Origin of the sequence: Trichocoleus sp. FACHB-40 (genome assembly GCF_014695915.1) — a bacterium.
GTDB lineage: Bacteria > Cyanobacteriota > Cyanobacteriia > Cyanobacteriales > FACHB-T130 > Funiculus > Funiculus sociatus.
Map to the genome: position 1 here is coordinate 1 of NZ_JACJPF010000024.1, position 26,399 is coordinate 26,399.

Annotated in this window: 24 protein-coding genes and 5 pseudogenes; 12 read left to right on the forward strand and 17 right to left on the reverse strand. The window is 42.9% G+C overall.

What is annotated here, in order from left to right:
• Positions 1–111: 111 nt before the first annotated feature.
• Positions 112–1,044 (forward strand): annotated as a pseudogene (locus H6F63_RS01015) (DGQHR domain-containing protein); the annotation flags it as partial.
• On the opposite strand, the gene H6F63_RS01020 reads toward H6F63_RS01015, so the two are convergent.
• Entirely contained in the window at positions 1,045–1,986 is a 942-nt protein-coding gene (locus tag H6F63_RS01020; protein WP_190634124.1) for an HNH endonuclease, read from the reverse strand.
• An 84-nt stretch (positions 1,987–2,070) separates the two neighbouring features.
• A complete protein-coding gene (locus H6F63_RS01025; RefSeq protein ID WP_190634126.1) occupies positions 2,071–2,541 on the reverse strand; it encodes a DNA phosphorothioation-associated protein 4 in 471 nt (156 codons plus the stop codon).
• Positions 2,542–2,608: 67 nt separating this feature from the next.
• Here H6F63_RS01025 and H6F63_RS30315 point away from each other — a divergent pair, with 67 nt between their 5' ends.
• Positions 2,609–2,737, forward strand: coding sequence for a hypothetical protein (locus H6F63_RS30315; RefSeq protein ID WP_277876313.1), 129 nt, complete (start codon positions 2,609–2,611; stop codon positions 2,735–2,737).
• 25 nt (positions 2,738–2,762) lie between these two features.
• Here the strand turns inward: H6F63_RS30315 and H6F63_RS01030 are convergent, their stop codons facing one another.
• The 7 genes and pseudogenes from H6F63_RS01030 to H6F63_RS30805 all read right to left on the reverse strand — a co-directional run.
• Entirely contained in the window at positions 2,763–4,676 is a 1,914-nt protein-coding gene (locus tag H6F63_RS01030; RefSeq protein ID WP_190634128.1) for a DUF3370 family protein, read from the reverse strand.
• A gap of 101 nt (positions 4,677–4,777) precedes the next feature.
• On the reverse strand, positions 4,778–5,434 hold the full coding sequence (locus tag H6F63_RS01035) for a Uma2 family endonuclease (RefSeq protein ID WP_190634130.1): 657 nt from the start codon (positions 5,432–5,434) through the stop codon (positions 4,778–4,780).
• Positions 5,424–7,493 (reverse strand): AAA family ATPase, encoded by a 2,070-nt coding sequence (locus H6F63_RS01040; protein ID WP_190634132.1) that lies wholly within the window; start codon positions 7,491–7,493, stop codon positions 5,424–5,426. The genes H6F63_RS01035 and H6F63_RS01040 overlap by 11 nt, the downstream gene beginning before the upstream one ends.
• Positions 7,490–7,663: a hypothetical protein gene (locus H6F63_RS01045; RefSeq protein WP_190445543.1), complete on the reverse strand. Its 174-nt coding sequence runs from the start codon at positions 7,661–7,663 to the stop codon at positions 7,490–7,492. The genes H6F63_RS01040 and H6F63_RS01045 overlap by 4 nt, the downstream gene beginning before the upstream one ends.
• 200 nt (positions 7,664–7,863) lie before the next feature.
• Complete coding sequence (locus H6F63_RS01050; protein ID WP_347276756.1) at positions 7,864–9,360, reverse strand: DNA phosphorothioation system restriction enzyme; 1,497 nt, start codon at positions 9,358–9,360, stop codon at positions 7,864–7,866.
• A 410-nt stretch (positions 9,361–9,770) separates the two neighbouring features.
• The gene (locus H6F63_RS01055) at positions 9,771–13,895 is read right to left on the reverse strand and encodes a non-ribosomal peptide synthetase (protein WP_190634137.1); all 4,125 of its coding nucleotides are present in this window, start codon (positions 13,893–13,895) and stop codon (positions 9,771–9,773) included.
• Between the two features lie 40 nt (positions 13,896–13,935).
• Positions 13,936–14,028: pseudogene (locus H6F63_RS30805) on the reverse strand (Uma2 family endonuclease); the annotation flags it as partial.
• Positions 14,029–14,311: 283 nt separating this feature from the next.
• On the opposite strand from H6F63_RS30805, the gene H6F63_RS01065 reads away from it, so the two are divergent.
• Positions 14,312–14,461, forward strand: coding sequence for a hypothetical protein (locus H6F63_RS01065; protein WP_190634139.1), 150 nt, complete (start codon positions 14,312–14,314; stop codon positions 14,459–14,461).
• Between the two features lie 98 nt (positions 14,462–14,559).
• On the opposite strand, the gene H6F63_RS01070 is transcribed toward H6F63_RS01065, so the two are convergent.
• Together H6F63_RS01070 and H6F63_RS01075 are read right to left on the reverse strand one after the other, a co-directional pair.
• Positions 14,560–15,717 carry a hypothetical protein gene (locus H6F63_RS01070; RefSeq protein WP_190634141.1) on the reverse strand — a complete coding sequence of 386 codons (1,158 nt, stop codon included), beginning with the start codon at positions 15,715–15,717 and terminating at the stop codon, positions 14,560–14,562.
• 2 nt (positions 15,718–15,719) lie between these two features.
• The gene (locus tag H6F63_RS01075; protein WP_190634143.1) at positions 15,720–16,043 is read right to left on the reverse strand and encodes a hypothetical protein; all 324 of its coding nucleotides are present in this window, start codon (positions 16,041–16,043) and stop codon (positions 15,720–15,722) included.
• Positions 16,044–16,113: 70 nt separating this feature from the next.
• Here H6F63_RS01075 and H6F63_RS01080 point away from each other — a divergent pair, with 70 nt between their 5' ends.
• The 4 genes and pseudogenes from H6F63_RS01080 to H6F63_RS01095 all read left to right on the forward strand — a co-directional run bounded on the left by H6F63_RS01080 (position 16,114) and on the right by H6F63_RS01095 (position 18,712).
• Positions 16,114–16,335: a hypothetical protein gene (locus H6F63_RS01080; protein ID WP_190427764.1), complete on the forward strand. Its 222-nt coding sequence runs from the start codon at positions 16,114–16,116 to the stop codon at positions 16,333–16,335.
• Positions 16,335–16,742, forward strand: coding sequence for a type II toxin-antitoxin system VapC family toxin (locus H6F63_RS01085; protein ID WP_190634145.1), 408 nt, complete (start codon positions 16,335–16,337; stop codon positions 16,740–16,742). The genes H6F63_RS01080 and H6F63_RS01085 overlap by 1 nt, the downstream gene beginning before the upstream one ends.
• A 101-nt stretch (positions 16,743–16,843) precedes the next feature.
• Positions 16,844–16,915 (forward strand): annotated as a pseudogene (locus tag H6F63_RS01090) (short-chain dehydrogenase); the annotation flags it as partial.
• A 138-nt stretch (positions 16,916–17,053) separates the two neighbouring features.
• Entirely contained in the window at positions 17,054–18,712 is a 1,659-nt protein-coding gene (locus H6F63_RS01095; protein ID WP_190634147.1) for an AAA family ATPase, read from the forward strand.
• 99 nt (positions 18,713–18,811) lie between these two features.
• On the opposite strand, the gene H6F63_RS01100 is transcribed toward H6F63_RS01095, so the two are convergent.
• From H6F63_RS01100 to H6F63_RS01110, 3 genes are all read right to left on the reverse strand, one after another.
• A complete protein-coding gene (locus H6F63_RS01100) occupies positions 18,812–19,078 on the reverse strand; it encodes a Precorrin-3B methylase (protein WP_190439531.1) in 267 nt (88 codons plus the stop codon).
• 124 nt (positions 19,079–19,202) lie between these two features.
• Entirely contained in the window at positions 19,203–19,478 is a 276-nt protein-coding gene (locus tag H6F63_RS01105; protein WP_190634149.1) for a hypothetical protein, read from the reverse strand.
• Between the two features lie 173 nt (positions 19,479–19,651).
• A complete protein-coding gene (locus H6F63_RS01110; RefSeq protein ID WP_190634151.1) occupies positions 19,652–21,379 on the reverse strand; it encodes an ABC transporter ATP-binding protein/permease in 1,728 nt (575 codons plus the stop codon).
• A gap of 110 nt (positions 21,380–21,489) precedes the next feature.
• Here H6F63_RS01110 and H6F63_RS30810 point away from each other — a divergent pair.
• A pseudogene (locus H6F63_RS30810) lies at positions 21,490–21,597 on the forward strand (aminoacyl-tRNA hydrolase); the annotation flags it as partial.
• Positions 21,598–21,812: 215 nt separating this feature from the next.
• Here H6F63_RS30810 and H6F63_RS01120 read toward each other — a convergent pair.
• Together H6F63_RS01120 and H6F63_RS01125 are read right to left on the reverse strand one after the other, a co-directional pair.
• Positions 21,813–22,559 (reverse strand): L,D-transpeptidase, encoded by a 747-nt coding sequence (locus H6F63_RS01120; RefSeq protein WP_190634155.1) that lies wholly within the window; start codon positions 22,557–22,559, stop codon positions 21,813–21,815.
• A gap of 36 nt (positions 22,560–22,595) precedes the next feature.
• A complete protein-coding gene (locus H6F63_RS01125; RefSeq protein ID WP_190634157.1) occupies positions 22,596–23,303 on the reverse strand; it encodes a class I SAM-dependent methyltransferase in 708 nt (235 codons plus the stop codon).
• Between the two features lie 14 nt (positions 23,304–23,317).
• Here H6F63_RS01125 and H6F63_RS30320 point away from each other — a divergent pair, with 14 nt between their 5' ends.
• From H6F63_RS30320 to H6F63_RS01135, 3 genes are all read left to right on the forward strand, one after another.
• Positions 23,318–23,446: a hypothetical protein gene (locus tag H6F63_RS30320; RefSeq protein WP_277876314.1), complete on the forward strand. Its 129-nt coding sequence runs from the start codon at positions 23,318–23,320 to the stop codon at positions 23,444–23,446.
• 127 nt (positions 23,447–23,573) lie between these two features.
• Entirely contained in the window at positions 23,574–23,990 is a 417-nt protein-coding gene (gene arfB, locus H6F63_RS01130; protein WP_190634160.1) for an alternative ribosome rescue aminoacyl-tRNA hydrolase ArfB, read from the forward strand.
• Entirely contained in the window at positions 23,983–24,144 is a 162-nt protein-coding gene (locus H6F63_RS01135; RefSeq protein ID WP_190634161.1) for a hypothetical protein, read from the forward strand. The genes arfB and H6F63_RS01135 overlap by 8 nt, the downstream gene beginning before the upstream one ends.
• On the opposite strand, the gene H6F63_RS01140 is transcribed toward H6F63_RS01135, so the two are convergent.
• On the reverse strand, positions 24,128–25,129 hold the full coding sequence (locus tag H6F63_RS01140) for a hypothetical protein (RefSeq protein WP_190634163.1): 1,002 nt from the start codon (positions 25,127–25,129) through the stop codon (positions 24,128–24,130). The two genes, H6F63_RS01135 and H6F63_RS01140, sit on opposite strands and share 17 nt — an antisense overlap.
• A gap of 572 nt (positions 25,130–25,701) precedes the next feature.
• On the opposite strand from H6F63_RS01140, the pseudogene H6F63_RS01145 reads away from it, so the two are divergent.
• Positions 25,702–26,394 (forward strand): annotated as a pseudogene (locus H6F63_RS01145) (IS1 family transposase).
• Positions 26,395–26,399: the final 5 nt, after the last annotated feature.

A 26,399-nucleotide genomic window follows, 5' to 3' on the forward strand; every position in this document is an offset into this window, starting at 1 on the left:
TAGAGTATTTATTACATCGGCTTTTAAATGAAGGAGAGCTGGTTATTAAGTGGGGACGAAAGCTCAAAAACAAAGGTAATGCTTTTATCACAATTTAAATGCACAACAGCTTATCAAGTCGAACCTGCTTATCTGCAAAGCTTACCCAAGGAAAAAATTGGTATTGAGTTCATCTGCGCGATCGCTGCTGGGGAAACCCGCGAACAAGCAAGGCGACGGGTGAGATCGATCTTTGTTCATGTCAACCTGATGGCTACACCTTTGAGCAAAGGCCAGTTAGCACAGCTGAATGAGGATGATGGTTTTTCGATTGTTGCTAGAAAAATTGCTGTCACCCATCCGCTTTTGCAACAGTACACAGATCGCAAGCCTCGCGTTAATTGGAATAGTGCGACTGTTGCAGCAAAGTCAACAGTTTTGACGACGTTGCAAGCTCTCAAAGATATGTCTGAGCGATATTTGGGGCAAAAGTTTCCTCACTGGAAACCCTTGGAAAAAGGTCTAATTGCCATGCGGCCAGAGGATGAGGAACTGAAGGAGGGGATAGAGGATTTTCAGGAGCTTTTCGATAATTTGGCAAACCTTCCAAGTTATCAGATACTCGAAGACATGGATACGCCACAATTACGAAGGTTCAGTTTTGAAAAGGATGGCGGCGAAGGAAATATGCTTTTCCGTCCTGTTGGTCAAGTGGCTTTAGTTCAAGCTCTGGGAATTTTGGTATTTAGGAAAGGATTATTGCTGGAAGACATTTTTAAGAAGCTGCGGAAGTTCGACCTGGAAGGCGGATTTAGTGGTATGGAGTACCCGCAATCTCTGTGGTATGGGGTTTTGTATGACCCAAATAAAAAGCGGGTGCAGGTTGCTGGACGGGAGCTGGCGGCGAGGTTAGTGATTTATATCCTGGGTGGAATTCAGGATCAGATGGAACGTGCGGAACTTCGCAAGGTTCTAGCTGATGCAAGAACTATTGAAAACAAAACAATAAGTTTTGATGGTAAGTTTGTTGAACCCAAAGCAGTAGGTTTGCCACCTATTCTGTAACTATACTTGAAATACATTTTCGCGATGCCACTCAAAAGCTTTCTTATCTGGCAAACATTCTTTTTCATTTGGCAGTAGGAGTTTTTGCCCATGAAAATATTTTATAGGTTTAGCGTGAGGAGATTCCTCCACCAAATTATTGCTAACTATAATTTTGTATTCTTCATCAATAGTAAACCAACCAATATCAAATGCCCAATGATGATTTTTACAAAATGATATTCCATTGTTGATGCTACTATCATAAAATCTGGCAAAAGGTTTTATGTGTGCGCCATCTACAACATTTTGATTTATTGAATTAGTAACTTTAAGTTTACAAAACGCGCATCTGTAATCATAAATATGTACAACGGCTTTTCTGAAAAAAGCATCTCTAATTAGCGATTTTTTTAATGTCGCTTTCGGTATATTATTTATGCTTTCTGATTTACCGAATAATTGTGTTTCTATGGTTGAAATATGAAAGTTTTGATTGATTTGTAAAATTTCTATAGTCTTATTTTCTTTAAAAGAAAACCAAGCTCCCACAAGTGCATCAAGTAATTGTTTTCTATAAATTTCATCTTGCAGAAAATCAAATAATTCACTGTCCAAATATGCGTAATCAACAGCCGCTTTTAGCTTGTTAATTGTTTTAGGTTGTATACCATTGAATTCAGGCTTAAATTTTAAATGCCAAAATTCATCTCCTTGTAGATGCAGAAAGGGATAATGTAAACCACCTTTGTAAGTCGTAGAGCCTAATATATTCCAATATCTCTCAAATGTTTCAATCAATTCATTGTCAACTGGAATCTGATTATTAGTAATCAAATTCCGCCCAATTAAATCAATTACAGATAAAACTAATATCGGCTTGTAGTGAGCATCACCACGTTTACGACTACTACTTACATTAAGTTTAGAAAAACGTTGGCAATAGTAGATAACATTTTTCATATATAAAATAAAAATAAATCGATAAAAAAGCTAAAACAAAAATTCATAATGAATATCATAAATAATGTTAAAATTTAACATTATTTATGATAAAAATTTAGTAATATCAAATTCTTCTACTAGCTGTTCCTTTTTCATCCGCTCAGAACTTAAAAATAATAAAATTCGCTCTGAGTAGTCAACTGCTCCCCGCAACTCGTTTTGCAAAATTTCAAGTCCTCCATTAGCATACTCTTCAAATATATGGGTGCGTTTATCTTCATGTTCTTCGTTTTTAGAAGAGAGAATTTTGATATCTTCAGTTTCATTAACTGCTAATAATTTTATTACTATGTCATGTCCTATTGATATAAAATGTTCTTGTGGTATCGGAGAAAGCTCTTTTTTTGAAGGTTCCCCCAAAGGAACTCGTTTTTTATGCTTTGCACCCAACGCTGCTGCAAAGGCGATCACTTCTACATAAGTTTGGAAAGCTCCAGTTGTGTCATCCGATGCAACTAAGGCTTTAACTAAATCAGCTTTATCTTTAGCAACTTTGATTCTATTGGTAGCCATTTTATTAATATAGGTTTTGTTGCCATTTTAACTGAAAGCTGGAAGCGATCGCACTCTCCCAGATTACGTGATCGCATCCATCCCCCAAATTATGCGATCGCACTCTCCCAGATTACGCGATCGCATCCATCCCCCAAATTATGCGATCGCTATCCCCAAGCCGTATTTAAACTTTTATGACAAATGTCTCAGATGATTTTGAGGATGCGATCGCATTTGAATCATCCTGCCGTTTTCACAGTCAAAACCTGCGGTGGAGTAGAATCTGGGGGATAAAGAAAGTCTACCCGTACTTGCCTTTTTTCGCCTGGTGGCATCTTCAGCGTTACCAGTGGTTCACCAGGTTGTCCGCGTCGCTGTACCAGATGAACATAGCGCGTTTTTTCAACTTTATTATCATCAGTGTAACTGACCCTAACTGTACCTCTAAAAAACACTTGATTAACTCGTGGATTTAAGAACAGAAGCCTGTCTGTACCCCCTTCATCTTTCAATGGTGTTTGTACCGATACAGTAACAGTTTGGGGTTGATTGGTAGAGTTATTCAACGGTAAAATAAGATTGTATTCTACTCCATAGTTACTATGAGCAAAGTATGCCGTATCCGAATATCTAGCTAACATGGGGGCGCTTTGAATTTGCCCAGTAGCAAGAGTAATTAAATGTAGAGTACCCAAAGGATAAGAAATTGCTTTTCCGGGCGAAGGAATGCTCAAATCTGAACTATTATTATCAGTAATTTGAGCCTGCCACTGCGCCCCTTGAGAGACACCCGCGACGCGACTGAAAATAGTTGGTTCTCTGGGAGGATCTAAAGGCGTGGGAACTGGATCGCGCTTTCCTGCTAAACTGCCTGTATCGAGTAACTTTTGCCACTCTGCTAACGTGGGCGGACGGCTGGAATTTTTGGCTAAGTTGGCGACATAGACAGCGCGATCGCTCGACAACCGCATCATCGTCGAGCGACCATTTGATGAGGGAGCCTGAACTGGAATTGCCCGATTCATCAACATTGCCGATTGTCCAGGCGGTATTACCAACTTTTCGGGAAAATTCGACTGTCTAATTCCCCGCAACACATCATTCATAGTACGACTGCCAGGGCCAGAATAGACTGTTCCGTTGGGATTTTCTACGATGTCGGGTAAAGTTATAAACGGCGCTTCTGGAGTGGAGAGATAACTAGCAGCTTGCAACACTTCCACAGTAGCGGGTTGAGCGCCTGGGTTGTGGACAATTATGCCTTGATATAAAGTGCTATTTTGGGTTTCCGATCTGGCGATGTGGTGAGAAAATATATCAAATCGCCCTTGAAAGGGAAAGTTTAAATGTGCTTGCGGTACTTGCTTGCCAGTTGGGGGAAAGGTAGAAAGCAAAATGCCTTCAGTTGTCACAAGTTCGGGGCTATTACTATTAAACGTGGGAACAGTATCGAGTTTTCCCGGTAAAGTCCGCACTTCCATCGGTTGCACTTCCACGCCAGCAATGTATTGAGGTGGTACAGCGTAGATATTTAACGCCCGACACATCAACGCTGCGACTTCGCCACGAGTGGCAGTTTGATTGGGTTTTAGCTGTTTGACGTTAGGATAGTTGACGACGATGCTGTTAACTGCGGCGGATGCGATCGCATTCTTGGCATATTCTGGAATCTGTGCCGCATCGTTAAAATACTGCCCAAGAGTTTGAGTCGGATTTTCCGGGATACCATAATTTTTAGCACCAGCCACAACGCCTACAGCTTGCGATCGCGGGATAGCTTGGTTGGGTTGAAAAACTCCCCCTGGATACCCGGAAAAAAAGCCTCGTCTGTAAGCATCTTGAATTGCCTTATGCGCCCAGTAACTCGTAGGCACATCTTTAAAACTCGTGCCATTGCGCTTTATTGGTGCATCGGGAAAAGCATTCAGCATCAACACGGCAAATTCAGCGCGAGTGATAGTAGCGTTGGGGCGAAAAGTGCCATCTGGGTAGCCACTGACTAGCTTTCGCGGTGCCATCTGGCTGATACATTCTTTCGCCCAATGGCTGTTAATGTCACTAAAGGCGGCTTGATTGGGGGTTGCAATCAATAGGGAAGCAAAAAACAGGGAACCAACGAAAGGATGTGTCAGGACTTTTAGACTTTTACTCATGAAAATGTTTTTATGTCAACTGAAATAAGAGAAGTATTTTTACGCTTTCTCGTTCCCTTACTTCAGCCTGATAACGAGGGAAGGAATGCGATCTCACTGTTTTAACTTTTGCTAAATCTTTGGAGTAACCAGCGAGTAATTGCCCCATCATCCTCTGTTTGACTGCGTTGCAGTGCTTCTTTAACTAAAGCTATTTGTAATCCCGGTAACACCAGCGACTCGTGTATTTCACCGCTGCGCCCTTCAGAGATAGAGAATGCGATCGCGTCCCTTAAATTAGCATCAACAACCCAATATTCTCCTACTCCCGAACGTTCGTATAATAACCGCTTTCGCCCCAAATCATCACTAATAGTAGATGCACCAATTTCTACCGCCAACGTAGGCGGATTGTACTCATTCAAATCAACAGGTGAATTAGTTTCAGGAGGTATATTCAACTCCAAACCGATGTAGAAAGCCAAGTCAGGTTGAAATTCATCTAAACCTGCTTTCCTAAAACTGGTATTGGTAAAAACAACAATCGGAATATTTTTAATAGTTGCATAAACAAGAATAATGTACGAAACAATTGAATTGTGACGTCCGTGTCGAGTCCCTACTGCTGCCATTTCAATCCTCATGTACCCTTTATGGTAATAGAACCTTCCTTTTTCATAATTTGGGCTATTAGCAAATGCTACAAACTCATCCCAACTGGCTTTTACCCAGGTATCCGTCACCAAATTCTGCACATTGGGCGCTGAACTAGAAACCATAATCGACCTCTACAATTTCCGTATATTCAAACTCATTCGGGCTTTGCCTCACCAAAGGATAGATATTTCCATTTATCTCAATTGAATCTTGTTCGCATTCAGGCTTAGAAGAATAATAAATCAACACATACTCTCTACCTATTCTATCGGCTATTTCTTCGGCAACTTCACCCCGCCACTGAGTTTTCGTCACCAAAACCACCAATTGATTTGCTAATTTTGGAATTATCTTAGCAATTTGCCGCCGATAAATTTCATCCAAACTGCCAAACGGAGAATCCATCACAATCGGGAAGGTGTTGCTGTCTGGAACCATCAGCATTTTGTTTTGGCTCCATTCTCGCACCTTGTCAATAATGCTACCGATAAACGATAGACTGAGAATTTGATTTTCGCCCGTAGAAGCCGCAACAGGAGCCTCTAAACCTGCGGTATTTTCCACTAGAGTCAGCTCGTATTTTTCGCTAATTCTGGGGATGTAAGGCGTAAAAGAAATGTCCGTAAATAGTTGTTGTACCCTTTTCTCTAACTCTAAGCGAAACTGTTGTTCTTGCAATATCTTCACTTTCGTTAAACGTTCAATCGCCTCTTGAGTTGCAGCAATGCGTCGCTGAGCTAAGGCTTGCTTTTCCTCATTCATTTTATGCTTAGCAATTTGTTTTCCTAAGTCTTCAATTTCAGCTTTTAAGTTTATAACTTGCTGCTGATTTCCTCCTTGATCTAGCGTTAGCTCTAAAATTCTGGATTCAATTTCATCCAATCGCTTTTGTAGGTTCCGAATATCATCACTCGGATCTTTTCTCAATTTTTCTTGAATTTTATCTAATTCCGCTTCTATCTGAGAAATATCTTGTCTAAATCTACTAATATTAGCTTGCTCTTTGTCAATTTCTTCCCAAAAAGCCGGAGCTTGCTTATCAATTTCATCTACCTGAGCTATCATGCGAATTGCTGTTTCTTCTACAGCCGCAATTCCCGCTTTATCTAACCAACCGCTCACATTTGCATGAGCATGATTTCCATCGTGCAATTCTCCACCACAAATACAGCGTTTAGAGTTCAGTAAATCTTTAACAAATTCTCGCGAAATTCCAGTCGTTAACTCGCCTCGCTGCTTCAAATCATCCACAATTGTCCGAAATTGAGCGGTGGTTTCCGATAGCAGTACCGTATAACCCCGCGTAGAAATTGCTTTTTTCAGTGCTTCCTTACTTCTTTGAAGATTTTCTAGGTTGGATGCTTTCAGATTTTCTAATTCTTGGCGTCTTTCTTGCAACTGTTTTGCTGCACTGAGTTCGCGCAAACGGTGACTGGTTTCTTTTTTTAAGGTTTGTTGATTTGACAATTCTTGGATAATTTCATGCTGACGCTGGGCGAGTTGTTCGCTTTCCTTTTCGAGTTTTTGTTGCTGTTTTAATAGTTGTTTGGTTTCGGAGTCGCCAATTGCTTCTAACTCACTTCTAAGAGTTTTCTCAGCTTCTTTCAAGTGCTTAATGGAATTATTTAAAACTTCCACACCCAGAAGCTTTTTAGTAGCTTCGGCAATTTCGGCTTTTTTATCAGAGCGAACTATTTGTTCAATTCGCTCTCCGTCAAAGAAAAAATACTGATGCAAACTACCTGGTAAAATTTGATTAATTATATCTTCTGGATGTTCTCGCGGCAGTAACCAGCGCCCATCATCTTCAGCTACATACATCAGTAATTGACTTTTGCCAGCCTCAAAGTCAGTTTCATTTTTATAAACACGGCAGAGGCGTTGAGCTTGATAGCGTCTACTGTCATGTTCCCAGCCAATTTTTACCCAGCATTCGACAGCTTCGCCCGATTTCGCTTCTGCGATCGCTCTCTTATTCACTAACTGCTCAACTGATGCAAAAGCCGCGCTAAATTTCTCGTACAGCACCCAAGAAAACGCATTTAATAAACTGGTTTTTCCTGCGCCGTTATTGCCATGAATAATAGTAGTATTCTGAACATCTCCACTAGCCAACAAAATTTCTGGGGTTTTGCCATAAAATGAGCGAAAGTTGCAAAGTTTTATTGAAGTAAGCTTCATTTCACAACTTCCTTTACAATTGCTAAAATATCATTATTAATATGTCCGAGACTTTTCTTATCTAGCCTGCCTTTTTCTAGCTGGCACACTCGTTCGATAATTTGTTGCACTTCCGGTGAAGCTGACTTTATTGGCTCTTGCACATCATTTATATTCGCTTCGTTTGTCATTTTCATGCCACCCTGAAAGATTACTTAATTTTAGCTTAAATTTATAAAAGCATAAAGTGGTGAGAGGAATGAACCGCAAAGACACTGCATAGCGCCAACGAAAGAGGAAACAAAAGAAAAGAAACCAGAAGCAAAATAATCTTCTCTCTTCCTCTGCGTTCTCAGCGCCTCCGCGGTTCGTTTCTCATTTCTGAGATAATTTACAAATCCAACAATTCATAGCGCTTTTGCAAAGCCAATAATTTCATTCTGGCTTCTCCTGCATTGTCAGCTAAATCGGCAAATTCTACAAAGCGCCGCAACTCCTTTCGCAGCAAATTTCTCTCTACTTCAAAAGTGTCTCTATCTAAAGTTGGAGGCAGTACAATTGTGTCAAATAGAGTAGCACGTTCCTTGCCTGGATGAGGGCGCAAAATTCGCCCTCGACGCTGAATAAATTGGCGTGGATTGCTACTACTCGCCAAAATTACCGCGTTTTGAATTGCTGGAATATCGACACCTTCATCTAAACAGCGAATAGCAACTAAACCCTGTAATTCGCCATTTTCAAATTGTTGCCGCAAATTCTCTCTTTCTGACAAAGGTGTTTCGGCAGTGTAGGTATTAACGCGATAACCCAGTTCTTCTCCCAGAATTTTAACAACAGCTTTGAATTGGCGTGAAACGAAATTATTCGAGTTAGCAAAATCGCTATGTACGGAACCATCACCGCAATAAAATAAGGTGTGGGAAGTATCCAGGCGTTGACTCATTAACTCGCGCAAAGCTTCTAACTTATTAGCAGCAGCGCCAATTAACCTCGCCCGCTTCATCAACAACGGCTTCAATTCTTCATTGTCTTCAAAATTTGCCGCAATATTATCCCGTTGTTTAAACAGAAGATGTCTGCCAATACTGGCACTTAGTTTGGTATAAGTACGCGCTTCCGCTTCTGTTAGTTCTACGAGTATGGGATAATAAAGATAATGTACCAGCGCCCCCTGTTGAATTGCATCTTTCAGGGTAAACTCTGGTTTTATAACTGTGCCAAAGTAATCAAATAAAGATTGCGTACCTGCATCATCAAAATAGCGTTCTGGTGTTGCCGAAAGTCCTAAACGCAACCCAATACTAGAAGGTAAACTTTCCTCTAAACGTCGTGCGCCGAGGTTATGGGCTTCGTCTCCCACAATTAAAGTTTTTGGGGGAAAATACTTTAATTGCGACTGCAACCCCTCACCGATCAGCGTGGAATTTGTAGTAATGACTGTGAGAAAATGTTGGTTGCCAGAACGCAAGTTGTAAAGTTGCGTCGATAGCTGACTTTGCCAGCTGCGGAGATTCTCAAAAGCTAAGACTGGTTCTAATCCAAATTTTTCGCATTCTCGCGCCCATTGCGTCACCAAATGCCGATATGGGCAGACTATAAGCAACACTTGCAAGCCGATTTGTTGATACAGTTCAGTTGCGATCGCTAATGCCGCAATAGTCTTGCCGCTACCAGTCGCCATCTTCAGCGTACCACGCCCTTTGTTGGCAAACCAATTAGTAACAGCTTCCCGCTGATACTGTCGCAGCTGAATAGATGGTGGCATTCGGGGACATCCCTTTCGCGGTGGATTTCCCTCGGTTGAGTAGCTGCCCTTATTTTCGCCCGCTACAGGTAATCTTAATCTGAACTGAAGTCCTTCAAATCGGGGAGTTGCCTTGGGAGGAATCGTAGGCGTTAGTTTCGGGGCATTGTAGGCGGCATTCATGGCAGATACAGGGCAGCATATAATCTAATGAATTATACATCTAGTGTTTATGGGGTTCCCTTCACAGTAACTTCACACTATATGCGTAAATTTCATTATCAAAACTCATATTTATTGACAAAATGCCTTTCCTAAGACCATTTTTATCCCCATTCCGCATCCTCATTTTGGCATATGAAACTTGAGGGCGCGGAATGTGGACTAAGACATTATTCGGCTCAACTTAAAGGAAAGATACTTTGCTATTCCAAGTCGGAAGAGATGCTGAAATTATCAGTTTGCTTGTTACATTACCTAAAGTATAAAACTGTCCCCGTACCTCCCGGTATTATCCCCTGATTGTGCAACGCCAAAAATCCAAAACTTACAACTTATACCTTCTCAATACAAGCTTTTAGCTGTTCGCTGAGAACCTGAACATGAGGTTTCTTTAGCATAGTTAGATGATTGCCAGGAATATTATGAATTTCCACCCCTCCAACAGCTAGATTGCTCCAGCCCATACTTGTATCTTGCTCCGTTTTTAACTGAACGCTAGTCTTAAAAAGAGTAATTCGATTCGGGTAGACTTGTGGAGTATAGTTGAGAGTTGCTTCGCTGTTAGCATGGAAAACGCGAAGCATAGGTTGAATTGTTAACTCTCTTAAAATCTGCGACCTAGACTCCTCAGACATGAGATTACCTATAGCCTCCTCGCCCAATATCGAGCGCCAGAACAGATTTTTCTCCAGCAGCAGAACCAACTTATTTAAAATAGGAAAACGACATAGAAAACTCTGATACTCGTTTTTACTATCAGTAAGTAAATAAAAATAATCTATAATAAATGACCATATATATCGCGTCGCTATGGTAAAAAGAAACCTGAAACCATCTCTAAAAGAAGGTTGATTATCAGAACCTGGGGCTAAAGTATCAAGCATAGCAACTAGACCGACTTCATACCCGGATTTTTGCAATTGTTGAGCCATTTCAAAAGCAACCAAACCTCCAAAAGACCACCCTCCTAAAAAATAAGGGCCTTTTGGCTGCACCACGCGCAACGCTTCAATATAATAAGCTGCCATATCCTCAATGCGAGTTATTGGGGGCTGTTCTCCGTCAATACCTCGCGGTTGTAACCCATAAAAAGGCTGATTTTTGCCCAAATGATACGCTAATTCGTAATAAGGGAAAACTACACCAAAAATAGGATGCACGCAGAAAAAAGGTGGATTTGAACCTTTAGGTTGAATTGCAACTAAAGGCGACCAAGACCGAGAATTATTTTCTACAAATAAAGTGCTTGCTAAACTTTCAACTGTCGGATTTAAGAAGAGGGTAGATAGCGGTAACTCGCGTTTAAACTGCTTGTATACCTCATCCATGAGGCGTATAGCCAGCAGGGAATTTCCACCTAAGTCAAAGAAGTTATCGCCAATACCTACACGCTCAATGTTAAGAACTTCAGCCCAAATTTTTGCTAAAGTTGATTCTGTAGAAGTACGAGGAGCAACGTGTAAGGTTAAATTCAAGATTTCAGATTTTAAATTGAATGGTGTAGGTAATGCTAGACGATCTACTTTTCCATTAACAGTCAGTGGTAGAGAATCTATCAATACAAAAAATGAAGGTACCATGTAATTTGGTAACTTCTTCTTCAGGAAATCGCGAATTTCAATGGTGGTTAACGCCTGATTTTGCTGCGGTACAATATAAGCTACTAAACGCTTATCATCAGGTCTATCTTCACGCACAATTACCACCGCTTCTTTAACTGCTGGGTACTGCCTCAGAACCGCCTCACTTTCTCCTAATTCGATGCGAAAACCGCGAATTTTAACCTGTTCGTCAATGCGTCCTAAAAACTCAATGTTTCCATCTGGTTTAAACGTCGCTAAGTCACCTGTTTTATAAAGACGCTCGGTTCTACTCTCCTCTTTAAGGGGGTAGAAAGAAGAATTTACCTGTATTTGTGCTTCATTTTCTATTTTTACTGCCTTTATAAAAGGGCTAGGAATAAACCGTTCAGCAGTTAATTCCGGACGGTTTAGATAGCCGCGTGCTAGTCCATCACCGCTGATGTACAATTCGCCAGTAATACCGATAGGTACTGGCTGTAAATATCTATCTAATATATAAATTTGAGTATTAGCAATTGGGCGACCGATGGGCGGCTTTTCGCTATTGTCATTAATTTCTGCAATCGTAGCCCAAACAGTTGCTTCAGTTGGCCCATAAGCGTTAAAAAATCTGCGATCAGAAGCCCATTTGTTGACAATATCTTTAGAACAAGATTCACCTGCACAAATTATAGTATGCAGTGCGGGAAGTTCTTCTTTCGGTAATACCGCAAGTACAGCAGGCGGAAGGGTAACGCAAGTAATATTATTGTCTTTGCATAGCTTTATTAAAGCTTGTCCAGGCAAAAGAGGTTCTTTTTTAGCTATGTAAAGCGTTGCTCCTATTCGCAATGCCATGATAATTTCAAAGATTGAGGCATCAAAACTCAAGGAGGCAAATTGTAAGATGCGATCGCTTGGCTGTAACTTGAAAACTTCGATCTGAGCTTCTCCTAAGTTAGACAGTCCTCTGTGCTGTACTAAAACACCTTTTGGTTTTCCGGTTGAGCCAGAGGTGTAGATGACATAAGCTAGATTATTAAGTGTTACGTTACTGGTTGGGTTGTGTTGGGGATGGTAAGCGATCGCATCCCAGTCCGTATCCAAACATACAGACAAACCGTGTTGGCGATCCCCCCAACAGTCTTTCCAAAGGGGAGCTAATATAGATTGCGTTAATAAGATGGATATTTGAGCGTCTTCCAGCATGAAATTAAGACGTTCTTGCGGATAGCTTGGATCTAAAGGTAGGTATGCTCCACCTGCTTTGAGGATGCCCAATAGTCCCACTATCATATCTACAGAACGTTCTACACAAATGCCCACTAAAACGTCTGGAACTACACCCAGTTGTTGCAGGTGGTGTGCAAGTTGATTGGCTCTGATATTCAATTCGCGGTAGGTTAATTGCTGATTTTGAAAAATGAGCGCGATCGCATCCGGACTTTGCTCTACCTGCGCTTCAAATAACTGATAGAAACACTGCTCTATTTTAGATGCTAAATCTTGGGGTTTCGATTTATCCTGGTTAAATATTAATAGTTGTTTCTGCTCTGCATCGGTCAAAATTGTTAATTCAGAAAGGCGCTTTTGTGGATTTGCAACAATACTTTCCAGCAGCGTTTGGTAATGTCCCAGCATCCGAGTAATAGTAGCGTCATCAAATAAATCAGTGCTGTATATTACTTGCCCTTTAAAACTTTCCGGCGATTCCCACAAGTGAAACTCTAAATCGAACTTGGCGCTTGGGCTGTCAAACTCCAACTGCGAGAGCGTTAAACCCGGCAATTCTAACGCCTCAATGGGAGTATTTTGCAAACTAAATGCAACTTGAAACAAGGGATGTTGGCTGAGGTTTCGCTCTGGATGCAGTTCCTCTACTAGCTTCTCAAAGGGTAAGTCTTGATGGGCATAAGCTCCTAGCGTAACCTCCCGGACTCTGCTCAGCAATTCCAGAAATGTTGGATTGCCTGATAAGTTAGTACGCAGCACCAAACTATTGACAAAAAAACCAATTAATCCCTCAATTTCGCGACGGTTGCGGTTAGCAATTGGTGAGCCGACAACAATATCTGATTGCTGAGTGTAGCGATAGAGTAAGGTTTGAAATGCCGCCAAGAGAGTCATGAACACAGTTACCCCTTGGCGCTGCGAAAGTGCCTCTAGTTCGTTACTCAGGCTTTTCGGTAACTCTAGAAATTGCGTCGCGCCTCGGTAGGTTGGAGCGGTTGGGCGAGGTTTGTCAGTGGGCAAGTTCAGTGAGGGAATATTGTCCAGCTGCTGCTTCCAGTAGGCTAACTGAGTCTCTAGAACCTCACCCTGTAGCCATTCGCGCTGCCAGTCGGCAAAGTCTGCATATTGGATCGGCAGTTCTGGCAAGGGCGATCGCGTGTTGTTGGCAGCTGCATACAGCGTTCCTAGTTCCCGAATTAGCACCCCAATCGACCAACCATCACAGATAATGTGGTGCAGATTCAGCAGGAGTACATATTCTGAAGAGTCTAACTGTAGCAGCATCACTCGCAGTAACGAGTCCTGAGATAAATTGAAAGGACGCGATCGCTCCTCGGTAGCTATTCGTCGAGTTTCCGCTTCCCGTTCGGTTGCTGGTAGCGAACGCAAATCTACTACTGGCAGAGGAATGGTTAAGCTGGGAGCAATTACCTGGACGGGTTGCCCATCAAGCATCCTAAAAGTGGTACGCAAAGCTTCGTGGCGACGCACGATTTCGTTGAACGTCTCTTCCAGCGCCGAAGTGTTGAGCGAACCTTTTAGGCGAAGTGCAGCCGCTACATTGTAAAAGGTATTGCCTGGGAAGAGTTGGTCGAGAAACCACAATCGCTGTTGAGCAAAAGATGCTGGAAATACAAAAACTTCCGTTTCTTCAGCTTTCATTTTGTTGTTGTTCACTCAGCACTCCCATCTTAAAAATCTGAATCACCCCGTTATGCAGTTCATAGCGTCCAATTTGGGGCTTCCACTCTAGAAAGTCTTCCAATGCGATCGCTTTGGGTAAGGCTTGAGTCATGGCTTGCTGCTTTCCCAGAATCAATATAGGTGCATTTTAATCAATGGTGCGATCGCGCTGATTTCGGCACTCACTTCTTTTTCTACTTCTTCCCACCCCAGTAAAGGCGAATCTCCCACAGTTTGCATCCAAGGGGTGTTTTAGCCTCGAACAGTTTATCCTGCATGGCAGTTTTTATCGATTCGGTTCCCATTGAATTTACCTTGGCTCTATTAGGATAGGATAACCAGTATCCAAGCGAAAGCGATCGCCTGCACGAGTTCCCTTCACCAAGACAAACATAGTGCATTTTTGTAGCGATCGCACGCTGAACGATCGCCCAAATGCTCAAAGAAAATTCTCAGCAGATGGAAGCGATCGCAATCTAGAAAGGGACATTACCTGGTACGGCTGCACCGTAAAACGAAAGTGCTACTCCTGCGTCAGCCCTTGATGTTGAAGTGTTCCCTCCGCTTGCTGCTCCACTATTTGAAATATCGGACAGTTCCTGTTCAAGCTTAGTTCATTAGACTTTCAGAAAAACCCCAGTTACTAATTCCCAGCTTGCCAAATCGGAATTCCTCCTACCGTTGGAACAGCCAACATCTGACCATCTGGACTAAATAATCCTGTACTAGCACCACTACTCACATCAAAACCACTAAGAGGCCATTGCTTGCGAATTTCGGCATTAATAATACGTGAACCAGCTACCTGACCAGCAACCAGATAAGTTTTAGCATCAGGACTGAGTGATAACTGGTCATCCGTTCTGTCTACCGAAGCCGAAACAGTACGCACAGTTCCACCCGTTTTCACGTCCCAAGTGCGGAGGTGAGCTTCATATATCGCGTCTTTTGACAGACTGGTTAAGGTTTGACCATCCGGGCTAAAGGCCATGCTCTGGGGAAGTAACTCATTTTTTTCTTTTAGGGTATGGAGGAGTTGACCTGTGTTAGGATTCCAAAGTTGAATTAAGCCTTGCCAGTGATAAGTTCCTCCCTTGAGGATAGATTCATTGGAACCGAGGCTGGCTAACACTTGGCTATCAGGGCTAAAACTCATCCTTCGTAAAGATTTGATATTACTCCTGAGTACAAAACGCTTTTCGCCGGTTGCTACATCCCATAGCTGAATCTGCGGATTTTCGGAACCAAAATATTTTCGGGCGCTACTGGCAATAAATTGTCCGTTTGGGCTAAATTCCAGGCTGGAAATAATGCTAGCCGGGAAATTTTCGCCAGAATCATTAGGGGAGCGAAACTCTGCACTATTGGTGACAATCGGTTTTTTCCAGATCGCTTCTCCGGTTTTGCTATTCCACAGACCAACTGCTATTGATTTATCAATTTGCGAGTAGACGATGCTGGCAACAAACTGTCCATCAGAGCTGATGGAAACATCTCCAAAGGAAGTGGTATCGTCGGCTTTGATAGATGAGAGTAATTCCCCTTTCCTTACATCCCACAATTGAATGGCTTTACCCTGTTCACCATTACACACGAGTAGAAGCCCATTAGAACTAAACTTGGCATAGTTGGCGACAGTGGGCAACTTGTGAACTAGCTTGGAGTTTTCCCAAGATGGTTTAGCTTGAGCCACGGAAGGGGTTGGTGCTTGAGTGAAGAAGCCAGCCGATTTTGCCACAGATGTCCCCACAAGTGTAGCGATCGCGAGGACGGTTACTGTTAAGACAGTTGTTTTCTTCATACTCAAGCCAAAAGTAGTAGTGATGAACTACTTACTAATGACTCTCGATGAATGATTCTGTTTCCCTTGGCTTGGCAACACTTCGCCCAAGATAGAGGCATGAATGGATGAGGCTTTGTTTGCGATCGCCTTCTTTTAGAATTGCTTATAAGTTGGGCGGTTTGCCTCGCTTCCTTTTGGGGATGAGGTTGCGATCGCGTCTGGTCAAATTCGTGCGCGTCTTGCCAGTGAGGTAACTCCGATTGGTGCCTATGATTTGCAAATTGCAGCGTTAGCGAAACTTTCCGAAGGAATCGCTCTGGCAAATAATTTAACGCTGGTGACATATAGCGGAGTTATAGGGAATTTTGCAAGAATTGGGTGAGGAAGTCAGTTTGTAGGTAAGGAGTGAGAACTATGCACAGCATTACACTAAAATCCCATATCGGTAGCGATGGTCTTTTGAAGGTTCATTTACCTGATATGAGAGATACAGATATCGAGGTTGTCATTGTCTATCAAACTAGCCTGCCCAAAGGTGTTGAAGCTGCATCTGTTTCACAGTTTTACGGATGTATTCAGGATGACTCATTTATTAGGCATCCTCAAAACGAACAACCTGAACGCGAACCTTTGTAATGAAATATCTTCTTGATACAAATGTCTGCATTATTTATCTAAAAGGCAGAAATTTGAACTTAAAGCAGAGGCTTGAGGCGGTTCCCATTCAAGAGATAGCTGTATGTTCGATCGTCAAGGCAGAACTTTGCTTTGGAGCGATGAAAAGCGCTAATCCAGAACGCAACTTTGCCCTACAACAGGCATTCTTGGCGCAATTTGTCTCACTCCCTTTTGACGATCTCGCTGCTACTATCTTTGGGGTGATCCGGGTACAGTTAGAAACTAAAGGGATACCCATTGGGGCTTACGACTTGCAAATTGCCGCGATCGCTCTGGCAAATAATTTGACTCTGGTGACACATAATACAAGAGAGTTTGGACGGATTGAGGGGTTGCAGGTTAAGGATTGGGAAATTGAGGCGTAAGCGATCGCTTCAGTACCTTCAAAAGGTTGTATAGAATTGCTCACGGGAAACAGATACCGGAATTCTAGCAAGATGCTTTACGCTGACAGTTTCGTGTAATGGTCGCAGATAATACCTCTGGTAGTTCCTATGGCTACCGGATGTCGAAAGTAGCGTTGTCAATGGCAGGCAAATTGCTTCCTAGAGCCGATAGATATAATGTAGTGAGTGGAAAACGATGGTGATTTTCCTGTCGTAGGTAGCCACAAGATTAGCAATCGTACTGTGTTAACAACTTAACTTACCTCTAGGCAATTAGTTTATCAACCAATATGCAAATTAAAATAACTTTAAAGAATTACAGGTGCTTCTCCGATTCCAAGCCCGCAAGAATTACCCTTCGTAAGGGTTTTACTGCACTTATAGGAATAAACAATTCTGGAAAAACTGCTTTACTCAAATTCTTTTATGAGTTCCGATCCCTTTTATCGCCTCTTTCTGAGACAAGGACTTGGCTAGACTTCTCTGCTGGGCTGGAGCATACTTTTAATCCTCCCAAAGAGCTTTTAGACAATCAAGAGATTTTTTGCAATACCAATAATCGTCCATTAGTAATAGAACTAGATTTTTTGCGTGAAGATAAATCAGAGTTTGGAAAAACACTGATTCCTAAAAAACTGACAATTACAGTTCAAAGAAATTTAAAATACGTTGGTCATGTTTTTGGAAAAAATAAGCTTCTAATAAGCCACCCAAAACACTCTTTTGACGGGCAGAAAAATGCTTTTGTAATTGAGGGAAGTGGTACAATTTTAGCAGAAATATCCTCAGCATTTTTAGATTCACTTATATTTCTAGGTCAAACATTGTATATCGGCCCATTTAGAAATGTAATAAATCTTTTTCCAACTCAAGATATAAATCAAGTTAGGACTATACAATCCCTTCATACTAGCTATTTTGATATCAATGTTGGATTGTCTCTTATTCAACGGTGGCGTGAATCTAAAACAGGAAATAATAAGGAATTAGTAAAGAGAGCATATACATTACAGAACGACATAAAGCGAATTTTCGATTTTGAGAGTATAGATATTAATTCATCAGTCAACGATCAAACAATTCAATTCGTTATCAATGGTGAGGTCTATAGCCTTTCAGAAATTGGCTCTGGGCTTTCTCAATTTTTCTTAATTCTTGCAAATGTTGCTGTAAATCAGCCATCTTATATTCTTATTGATGAACCTGAGCTTAACCTTCATCCTTCATTACAACTTGACTTCTTAACTACACTTGGAAATTATGCTGAGCATGGAATCCTCTTCAGCACTCATAGTATGGGGCTAGCAAGAGCAAGCGCTGAACAAATTTATGTAGTTCACAAAGACAAAAAAAATGAAGGTAGTGAGATAAATGAGTTTGATAAAACAAAGAGTTCAAAGCATTTGTCGGAGTTTCTTGGTGAGTTGAGTTTTTCTGCTTACAGAGAGTTTGGCTTCAATAAAGTCTTGCTTGTTGAAGGACCAACAGAAGTCAAAACTATCCAACAATTCCTCCGCAAGTATGGAAAAGAACACGAAATTCTTCTTTTACCTTTGGGTGGTAGTAGTCTTATAAATGGAGCATTTAGAGATGAATTACAAGAAATTAAACGTATTTCTGACAATATATACGCACTAATTGATAGTGAGCTAGAAGCACCTGATGAAGAATTAGCCATTGACAGAAAAGAATTTGTTGATACATGCAAACAAATTGGTATTATATACCATGTTCTTAAATATCGGGCTATTGAAAATTATTTTCCAGATCACGCAGTAAAAGCGATTAAAGGAGATAAATTTTCTGCACTTAACCCCTATGAAAGTCTTAAGATTAAGTCCCAATATGGGTGGAGCAAAGCAGATAATTGGCGAATGGCAAAAGAAATGACTCTTGAGGAACTATCAAAAACAGATATTGGAAAATTTATTGAGCAATTAATCGCTTAATCTTACAAAGCAATAGAGTTAGACCAGCGCCCCCTTACTTTAGGTAAGCCTCTGGTTTCATAGTGCGATCGCGCTTTCCCTGACAACCCAAGGAAAACACTATTTCGACTTTCGTTTCGACTTGGGCGGCGTTCGGTGTGCGCCAAAGTATTTTTCACTGCGGTAGCGAAGCCACACCCGCAACTGCTGCGGAATCTGGTCTTTTTGTTCTTTGGTCAGCGTGTTGTAAAGGGCTAACGCGCGATCGCGTTCTCCCCGACAAGCAGCATTATTATGAGCATCCCAGTAGCTACGGGCAACCCGAATCCGCCGACAGACTTCCTTGATGAGAGCTTCTCCCGTGAGGGGATTTTCCGGCTTTGCCATACTTCAATCAGAACGCCTTACAGTGAGAATATTAAGTAAGAAAGGAACCAGCAATTCCTTGTCGAAGTACACGCGAATCGCTGGCTGCGCTTATAAAGTAACCATGCTAGGTGAATCGCCGCTGCTAATCCTTATCTTCTCCATCCTTCTCCTCATCGTCCTCATTTTCAGAGGGTTGAGTTTTCTCTTGGCCCTCTTCATCGTCATCATCAGCCTTATTAACGTTCTGGGATTCTTTTTCCGATTCTTCTACAGGTTCGGAATTTTTAGCGGCTTCACTACAACCAACCAGAACGATATTACCTGCGAACATCACAAGCAGACCCAAGCAAAAAGCACTAAAAGATTTAGTCCACAACGGTATCATTTGGGATTTGGGTTCTCCATCAATACTATTCATATCTTTTTAAACTTTAGCGAACTGCACTGCATTTAAACCAACGATTTGATTTGTCTACCGTCATAAATTGGGTTATGGCTGGACTTGTGCTTGCCAGCCTCCATTGAATTGGCTATTTCAATGACCAGGTATTTTTGCACAAATGGGATGCTTCCGCCGAGCGCCTTAAAATATCAGGTGGTTGATGGAAGTTCCAACAACTCCGGTTGTTCTTCGACAAGAGCCAAAGGTTGTTTAAGCTGCCAAGTCCTATCCTGGGATTCCAGCAAAGACTGATGATAATTCGCCAAAGTAGCGCGATGTCCCACACTTAAGAAAGTAGTCCCTTTCGCCTGCAAATGTTTATACAACCGCTCCTCGTTGTCCAAATCTAGGGCGCTGGTTGCTTCATCTAAGATGGCGTACTTGGGTTTGTTCAGCAGCAACCGGGCGAAGGTTAGCCGTTGTTGTTCACCCAAAGAGAGGACATCTGCCCAATCCTCCTGGGCATCAAAACCGCCAAATCTTTCCTCTAAACCTGCTAAATTCACCTGTTCCAGCACTTGCTTTAAGTGTTCGTCGTCAACCTCAAGGTGCGTGTTCGGATAGAGCAATTGATCGCGCAGAGTACCCAGCACCATATAGGGACGTTGCGGCAAAAATAGGATCTGGTTGGATTCAGGACGAATAATGGTTCCTGTACCAGAATCCCATAGTCCCGCGATCGCTCTCAGCAGGGAACTCTTACCACAACCACTTGGCCCCATCACCAAAAGTCCCTCTCCCGCAGCTAACTCTATCGACAAATCTTCTACTAATGTGCGTTGATAGTTGGGCGTTTGCAGGTTGAGATGTTCGACAGCGAGGCGTTCCGCTTCCACCGTTTGAATTTTAGGCTGTTCCTGATTCGATTCCGTCCGCTCTAAAAATTCTGCAAAGGTATAGAGACGGTTAATTCCAGCGCCAAACGTGGTTAATTGCTGGAAACGAGCAACGACAACATTCAGCGAGAAAAAGACTCTCACAAAAGCGCCTTGCGCCTCAGAAACTTTACCTACCTCCATTTCTCCGGCAAAAATCGCCGGTGCAACCACTAAAGCAGGCAAGATAAACGGGATAAACTCATAAGCATTTGTGAGAACATTTAAGTTCAATTCCCAAACCAGCAGCCGTTTGACATTCTCAAATACATCGAAAAACCGCTGCTTAACTTGGTTTGACTCCCGTTCTTCACCTTGGTAAAAAGCGATCGCTTCTGCATTCTCCCGAATTCTCACCAGACCGAAACGTAAGTTGGCTTCCTTCTTCAGTTGCTCAAAATTCAGTCGGACAAGCGGCTTCCCAAATACAACCGTCGTCACCAGGGTGCCAATCAAGGCATACAGCACCAGAAACAACACCAGCGGTTTAGAAATACCCCAGAGTACGCTGCTGAAGGCAATCGTTGACAGCACCGACTCCACCAACCGCAGCAAAAAGGTGAGAGATTCTTGGGTAAAACTGCGAACATCTTCCGAGATTCGCTGATCTGGGTTATCGATTTCGGTGCCAGAGATATGCAGATTATAGTAGGAGCGATTCTGAAAGTAGCTATCTACGAATCGATGGGTTAGCCATTTGCGCCATTGCAAACTCAGGCGATCGCGCAAATAAGTATAGCCTGCTAAAAGGGGTGCATAAATTACCAACACACCGACGAAAATGATGACAGTTTGCCAAAAGCGTGGCTCATCACGGGCTGAGAGCGATGAAATCAGCACCCCTCGCTTATTGTTGAGTACCACACTCAACCCCGTATACGCCAGCAAACATAGCACAACGCCCAGCAGTAACCCTCTGGCTTGCCATTTCTCATCCCCTGACCAATAGGACTTGGCGATCGTCCAGAACTGCTGGACTACATTGAAGTTCAATCGATCCATCGGCTTGCTTTCCTTACAACCAGGTTTGCCAGGAGATAATCTGTAAAGGTGAATCAGAGCAAAATTTGCTCAAATATTGGTGCGGCTCATCTCTGAGCAATTGTTAAATTATGCTACAAATTTCTAACACGGTGAGTATCCCAGAGTATGAGATTGAGATGAGTGCAATGCCCTCTCAAGGGGCAGGCGGGCAAAACCTCAATAAGGTAGAAACTTCTAAGCGCCGTTGCAGCCAATCAATACAAACTTCTGCCAAATCTTCAGATATAAAGGTGCGGAGTGCGGTGCCAATTGCAGAAGCTAACTATACAAAGGCGCGAATAATAAGTGATGAAGGGGCAATTTTAGGAGAAAACTAACTTGTTTATAGTCAGCTTGATTTAGGAACAAAGAGCATTACCGCGATCGCAGAAAACACAACCACGTCAATACATTAATCAACAACCGTTACTTTGGTACCTAACTTCACCCAACCCTTCTCAATTAACTGCTGCAATGTGTTGGAGTCGAGATGGATGCAGCCACCTGAGTTAGCTTGACCAATATTCTCCGGATTGGGTGTACCATGAAGTGCAATTGAGAACCAGTAGGGCGTTCCCTGGAATGTACTCATTTTAGGACCCGTGATGCTTGCCGTTGAAGTGAGTCCGATATAGCCATTGCCATAGGCACTGTCTGGGCTACCGTTCCCATCAAAGTCAAGAGAACTCATGTTCTTGAATAGCTGAGCTAATCCTTGCCGAGGGTTAACTAAGCTGCGATACTGAGTAACTTTGACAAAACGCTTAACGTTATCTTGGGAAATCTGGTTGTACTCAGATTTTTTGTAGAGAATCAAGTCTACCCTCATCTCGCCTGTGGGAGTAACAAAGTCATTCATATTTTGTTTGTCTTTGAGTCCGCCCTTACCAATACCAATACTTGCCTTGTAAATCGGAACGCTTTGGTTATTGAGTACCTCTAAGCGCTTGTCTACTCGATGAATGAGCAGCGAGTAACGTTCTTCTTGAATGCTGTTGAGTTTATCAGCATTATTTACGGATGGTGGCAAGGATTGTGGCTTAGCTTCAATTACGTTTTTTGGAGTTGGAACGACAGCATCAGATGATGTACAAGCGCATAGCGCTATTGGTAGTGCAACTAAGAGCCAGTTTGAGATGAGACGAGATGTTGTAAACACAACTAACCTAACTGGGGCTTGCTCAACTATTTCTCATCATAATAAGGGAGATCCTCTAAATTGTTCTTCTACGCAGGACACGAGAATAAGCGATAGAGGATGCTGCGTTGTTGGCTCAAGTGGTTCAATACATTGGCGTATCTGCAACTTTGCTTGGTTAAAAGCTGTCAGCCACGAACTGAGAGTCCGAAAATACCAAGGCATTGGCTCCCACTCGTCCTCGCCAAAGCTCGTGAAGCGCTCGGTTCGCCAGCCCTCTTTGTAGGCGGTGTCGCCACAGGCACTCCACGGGTGAACCGTTTGCACAACTAGGTGTCCATTAGGTACTAGAACTGTACCCAGCGCAGCCAGCAGCGGTACAATGGTTTCCCCTAACAGCGAGAAGTTACAGACTACGAGATCGTATAGTCCATCGAGTTGATTTGGGTCGTTGACGATCCGATCGTAAGAGAGGGTGCGAAACCTACCACCACCTGCTGCGTGAGCTTGTTGAACTAAAGCAGGACTCCCATCTACCCCAAAGGCTTCGATACCGCGTTCGTTTAATGCGCGTACCAGCCAACCTTCACCGCATCCAACATCTAGCACGCGGCGAGGTTGCAGCGCCACCAAAACCTCCACAATGGCGGCATCAGTCACAACGCGGCGACTGGATATTAGTTGCTCGCGGACTGCTTTTGTCCAAGCACGAGCATTCGCATTCCAACTTAAATGCAAGCGGTATTCCAAATCAGATTGGGACATAAAAGCCTCCAGTTGTGCAAATTATACGTGCAGCGATCGCCAATGGCATGAACAGTATGAAAGCACTCAAGCGTTGTCGAGGAAATACTTGCAGTACAAAGCGAACGTTTCTAGGCGTAGTGAAAGAAAAACTCCGTGTTTGATATATTGCAGCTAGAGAGGGAGCTAGAGGCGAGGCTGCTACTTTATGCTGGAATCAGCACCAATAGAGCGAAACGGGGCAACAATTTCTGTGCAATGCTGCACTGTCTATAATCAAGCGAATCAATCATGCTGCAAATTTCTAACACCGTAAGTATTCCAGAGCATGAGATTGAGATGAGTGCGGTGCGATCGCAAGGGGCAGGGGGACAAAATGTAAATAAGGTGGCGACTGCCATTCACCTACGCTTTGATATCATCGCTTCCTCGCTGCCCGATCGCTACAAAGAGCGGCTGTTGAAGCTTTCCGACCAACGCATTACTAAAGAAGGTGTCATTGTCATCAAGGCTCAAGAACACCGCAGCCAAGAGCAAAATCGAGAAGAAGCATTGCAACGATTGCAAGACTTGATTAAAAGTGCGATCGCAGTTGCCAAACCACGCAAAAGGAGCAAGCCGACCCGTAGCTCTCAAAGAAAGCGTCTGGATAGCAAAACTAAGCGATCGCAACTTAAGACGATGCGAGGAAAAGTTACAGATGAATGAGTGGTACAGAAAAGACCTCGTTTACATTCATGATGTCGGTTTCAGGAGTTACGTTCTGCAAGCGATGCCAGGAATTCTGGCAATTCTCAAACAGCATGGCACCGAGGAGTATGGGCGATCGCGCTGGATTACAACTCTCAATTTCCATCGCTGACACCCCATTGAAACTTCATTGCATGGATCTTTGCTACTAAAGTAGAAACTTCAACACTTGAACCAATGGGTGCTAAATCCTGATTGAGAATTTGTTGAGCAGTTGCAAAAGCCTGAGAACCTGTAGTATCACCTGTATGGAAAACCAAGCGATTTACCTGTGCAAGACGAGCCGCCAAAAGTTGCAAAAGAGCCATCAATACACGATTACCTCCGTAGGCTCCGCATCCCCAGAAACCAGTATGAATTATCACAATCGGTTCTTTCAATTGTGAGTATGATTCAATCCTTGCCGCCGAAAATCCAGTAAACGCTGTCGCAAGAATATATTCAATATCTTCTTGGGAGTAAGAGCCATAGCCACCTGAAGGGGCTTCCATAGCGATAATGTTGGTAATTGTGGGTGGATTGAGTGGTTTTGTTGCCAGTTCAATGGCTTTTGCTGTAGCACGTCCGAAATTGTTACCATAAAGCCCAAAAGGTCTTCCCTCTTCTGCATTTGGATTAGTAGCGATCTCACATCGCCGTTCAACTCCACAAATCAGGACAGGTGTGGGTTCTCCTGCCTCTACGGTTAGCGGCTGAATGCCTGCATCTAACAATGCTTCTCGAAGCGAACCAAGAGCAGGATGTTCAGCTACCTGCATCTCATCCTGAGCGAATAGCGAACCACCGTATGCACAGAAAAGGTCAGAATGGGCGAAATTGAGATACCACTCAACCTGGTTACTGTTCTGATTTGATGGCTCGTAACCAAAGTAACTTGGTTGCTGATGAAACTCAGTTTGAGACTCTGAAAAGGAAAGAATATTTGGAAATGGCATTGCACGCCATCGTGAGAACACTAACTGACCACTAAACTTAGAGGCAGGGGGACAAGCGCACTGGTAAACAATTTTCTTGTTTGTGTCATACAGTTTTGGTGGATAAGAATCTACCAGGTGTTGGGCGTTGAACGTATGACGACAAATCAGATTTTCGTTCATAAACTTTTTCACTTACAGATAGATCGCGCCGCATGGCACAGAGGTGTGAAACGACAAAACCCCAAATGGCTTATCCTGCAACTTTAAACTATGTGCAGCCTCGCTTGACGCTGGCTGCCAACAGATAACCTTGTAACCATGCCCCCATCAATAACTAAAGCGGCATAACTATTTATTCAACCGCACAAGACCTGTATAACACGCTTATCTGTAATGTTATCCTGCACTTTTGCGGTCTGACACCCGCTAAATTGTACTTTTTTGACTTTTAACTTTTGGCTTGCTTAATGGGTTCTATATGCAGCAGCAGAAATTGCCACGATGCTGCAACAGGTGGGCTACCAAGTCGAAATTCAGCGTTGTTATGGTCAGTTTGCTTTACCCAATGCAGCATGGGCATTGATTGCCAGAAAGTCTAAGAGCAACCCTTGACTCTTCGCGGTTATTCCGGCAGCCATCAAGATTTTAAGCCGCAGATTAAGTCGATGCGAGGGAAGGTTACGGATGAATGACGGTGCTGAATTGAATTTTTGGCGTTGCATAATGGAAGTATGAATAGAGGTCAATTGAGGATGCAATGCCCTGAATGCGGTTCCACCCATATCCGTAAAAATGGGAAGAAACAAGGTAAACAAAATCACATTTGTGTTGTTTGTGGTCGCCAGTTCATCGAGCGCTACGAACCACCGAAAGGCTACTCAGATGAAGTCAAACGAGAATGTCTGAAAATGTATGTTAACGGCATGGGCTTTCGGGGTATCGAACGAGTCAAAGGTGTGCATCATACGACGGTGATTACTTGGGTCAAGCGCGTGGGACAACTGCTGCCTGATGCTTACGAGCCAGAGACTGTTCCCCTGGTGGGTGAGCTAGATGAATTAGAAACCTTTGTCGGTTCAAAAAAAACAAAATCTGGCTGTGGACAGCAGTTGACCACTTCAAGCAAGGGATCTTAGGGTGGGTCTTAGGTGACCACAGTGCAGAAACATTTCGACCGTTGTGGCCAATTGTGCAGGCATGGCAGTGCTATTTCTATGTCACTGATGGATGGTCGGTTTATCCAAGCTTTATTCCAGACGGCGACCAGATTGTCAGCAAGACATACATGACACGGGTTGAGGGGGAAAACACAAGGCTTAGACACTCCGCGAGCTCGACTGCATCGCAAGACACTGTGCTATTCCAAATCTGAAGAACTACTGAGACACTCAATTAGATTGTTACTACATTATCTGAAATTCTGGGATGTTCCGGTTCCTCAATAATTCAT

Coding starts and splice junctions, on each gene's coding strand:
- H6F63_RS01020 (WP_190634124.1), bottom strand. CDS start 1,986: ATGAAAAATGTTATCTACTATTGCCAACGTTTTTCTAAACTTAATGTA.
- H6F63_RS01025 (WP_190634126.1), bottom strand. CDS start 2,541: ATGGCTACCAATAGAATCAAAGTTGCTAAAGATAAAGCTGATTTAGTT.
- H6F63_RS01030 (WP_190634128.1), bottom strand. CDS start 4,676: ATGAGTAAAAGTCTAAAAGTCCTGACACATCCTTTCGTTGGTTCCCTG.
- H6F63_RS01035 (WP_190634130.1), bottom strand. CDS start 5,434: ATGGTTTCTAGTTCAGCGCCCAATGTGCAGAATTTGGTGACGGATACC.
- H6F63_RS01040 (WP_190634132.1), bottom strand. CDS start 7,493: ATGAAGCTTACTTCAATAAAACTTTGCAACTTTCGCTCATTTTATGGC.
- H6F63_RS01045 (WP_190445543.1), bottom strand. CDS start 7,663: ATGACAAACGAAGCGAATATAAATGATGTGCAAGAGCCAATAAAGTCA.
- H6F63_RS01055 (WP_190634137.1), bottom strand. CDS start 13,895: ATGAAAGCTGAAGAAACGGAAGTTTTTGTATTTCCAGCATCTTTTGCT.
- H6F63_RS01070 (WP_190634141.1), bottom strand. CDS start 15,717: ATGAAGAAAACAACTGTCTTAACAGTAACCGTCCTCGCGATCGCTACA.
- H6F63_RS01075 (WP_190634143.1), bottom strand. CDS start 16,043: ATGTCACCAGCGTTAAATTATTTGCCAGAGCGATTCCTTCGGAAAGTT.
- H6F63_RS01080 (WP_190427764.1), top strand. CDS start 16,114: ATGCACAGCATTACACTAAAATCCCATATCGGTAGCGATGGTCTTTTG.
- H6F63_RS01085 (WP_190634145.1), top strand. CDS start 16,335: ATGAAATATCTTCTTGATACAAATGTCTGCATTATTTATCTAAAAGGC.
- H6F63_RS01095 (WP_190634147.1), top strand. CDS start 17,054: ATGCAAATTAAAATAACTTTAAAGAATTACAGGTGCTTCTCCGATTCC.
- H6F63_RS01100 (WP_190439531.1), bottom strand. CDS start 19,078: ATGGCAAAGCCGGAAAATCCCCTCACGGGAGAAGCTCTCATCAAGGAA.
- H6F63_RS01105 (WP_190634149.1), bottom strand. CDS start 19,478: ATGAATAGTATTGATGGAGAACCCAAATCCCAAATGATACCGTTGTGG.
- H6F63_RS01110 (WP_190634151.1), bottom strand. CDS start 21,379: ATGGATCGATTGAACTTCAATGTAGTCCAGCAGTTCTGGACGATCGCC.
- H6F63_RS01125 (WP_190634157.1), bottom strand. CDS start 23,303: ATGTCCCAATCTGATTTGGAATACCGCTTGCATTTAAGTTGGAATGCG.
- arfB (WP_190634160.1), top strand. CDS start 23,574: ATGCTGCAAATTTCTAACACCGTAAGTATTCCAGAGCATGAGATTGAG.
- H6F63_RS01135 (WP_190634161.1), top strand. CDS start 23,983: ATGAATGAGTGGTACAGAAAAGACCTCGTTTACATTCATGATGTCGGT.
- H6F63_RS01140 (WP_190634163.1), bottom strand. CDS start 25,129: ATGAACGAAAATCTGATTTGTCGTCATACGTTCAACGCCCAACACCTG.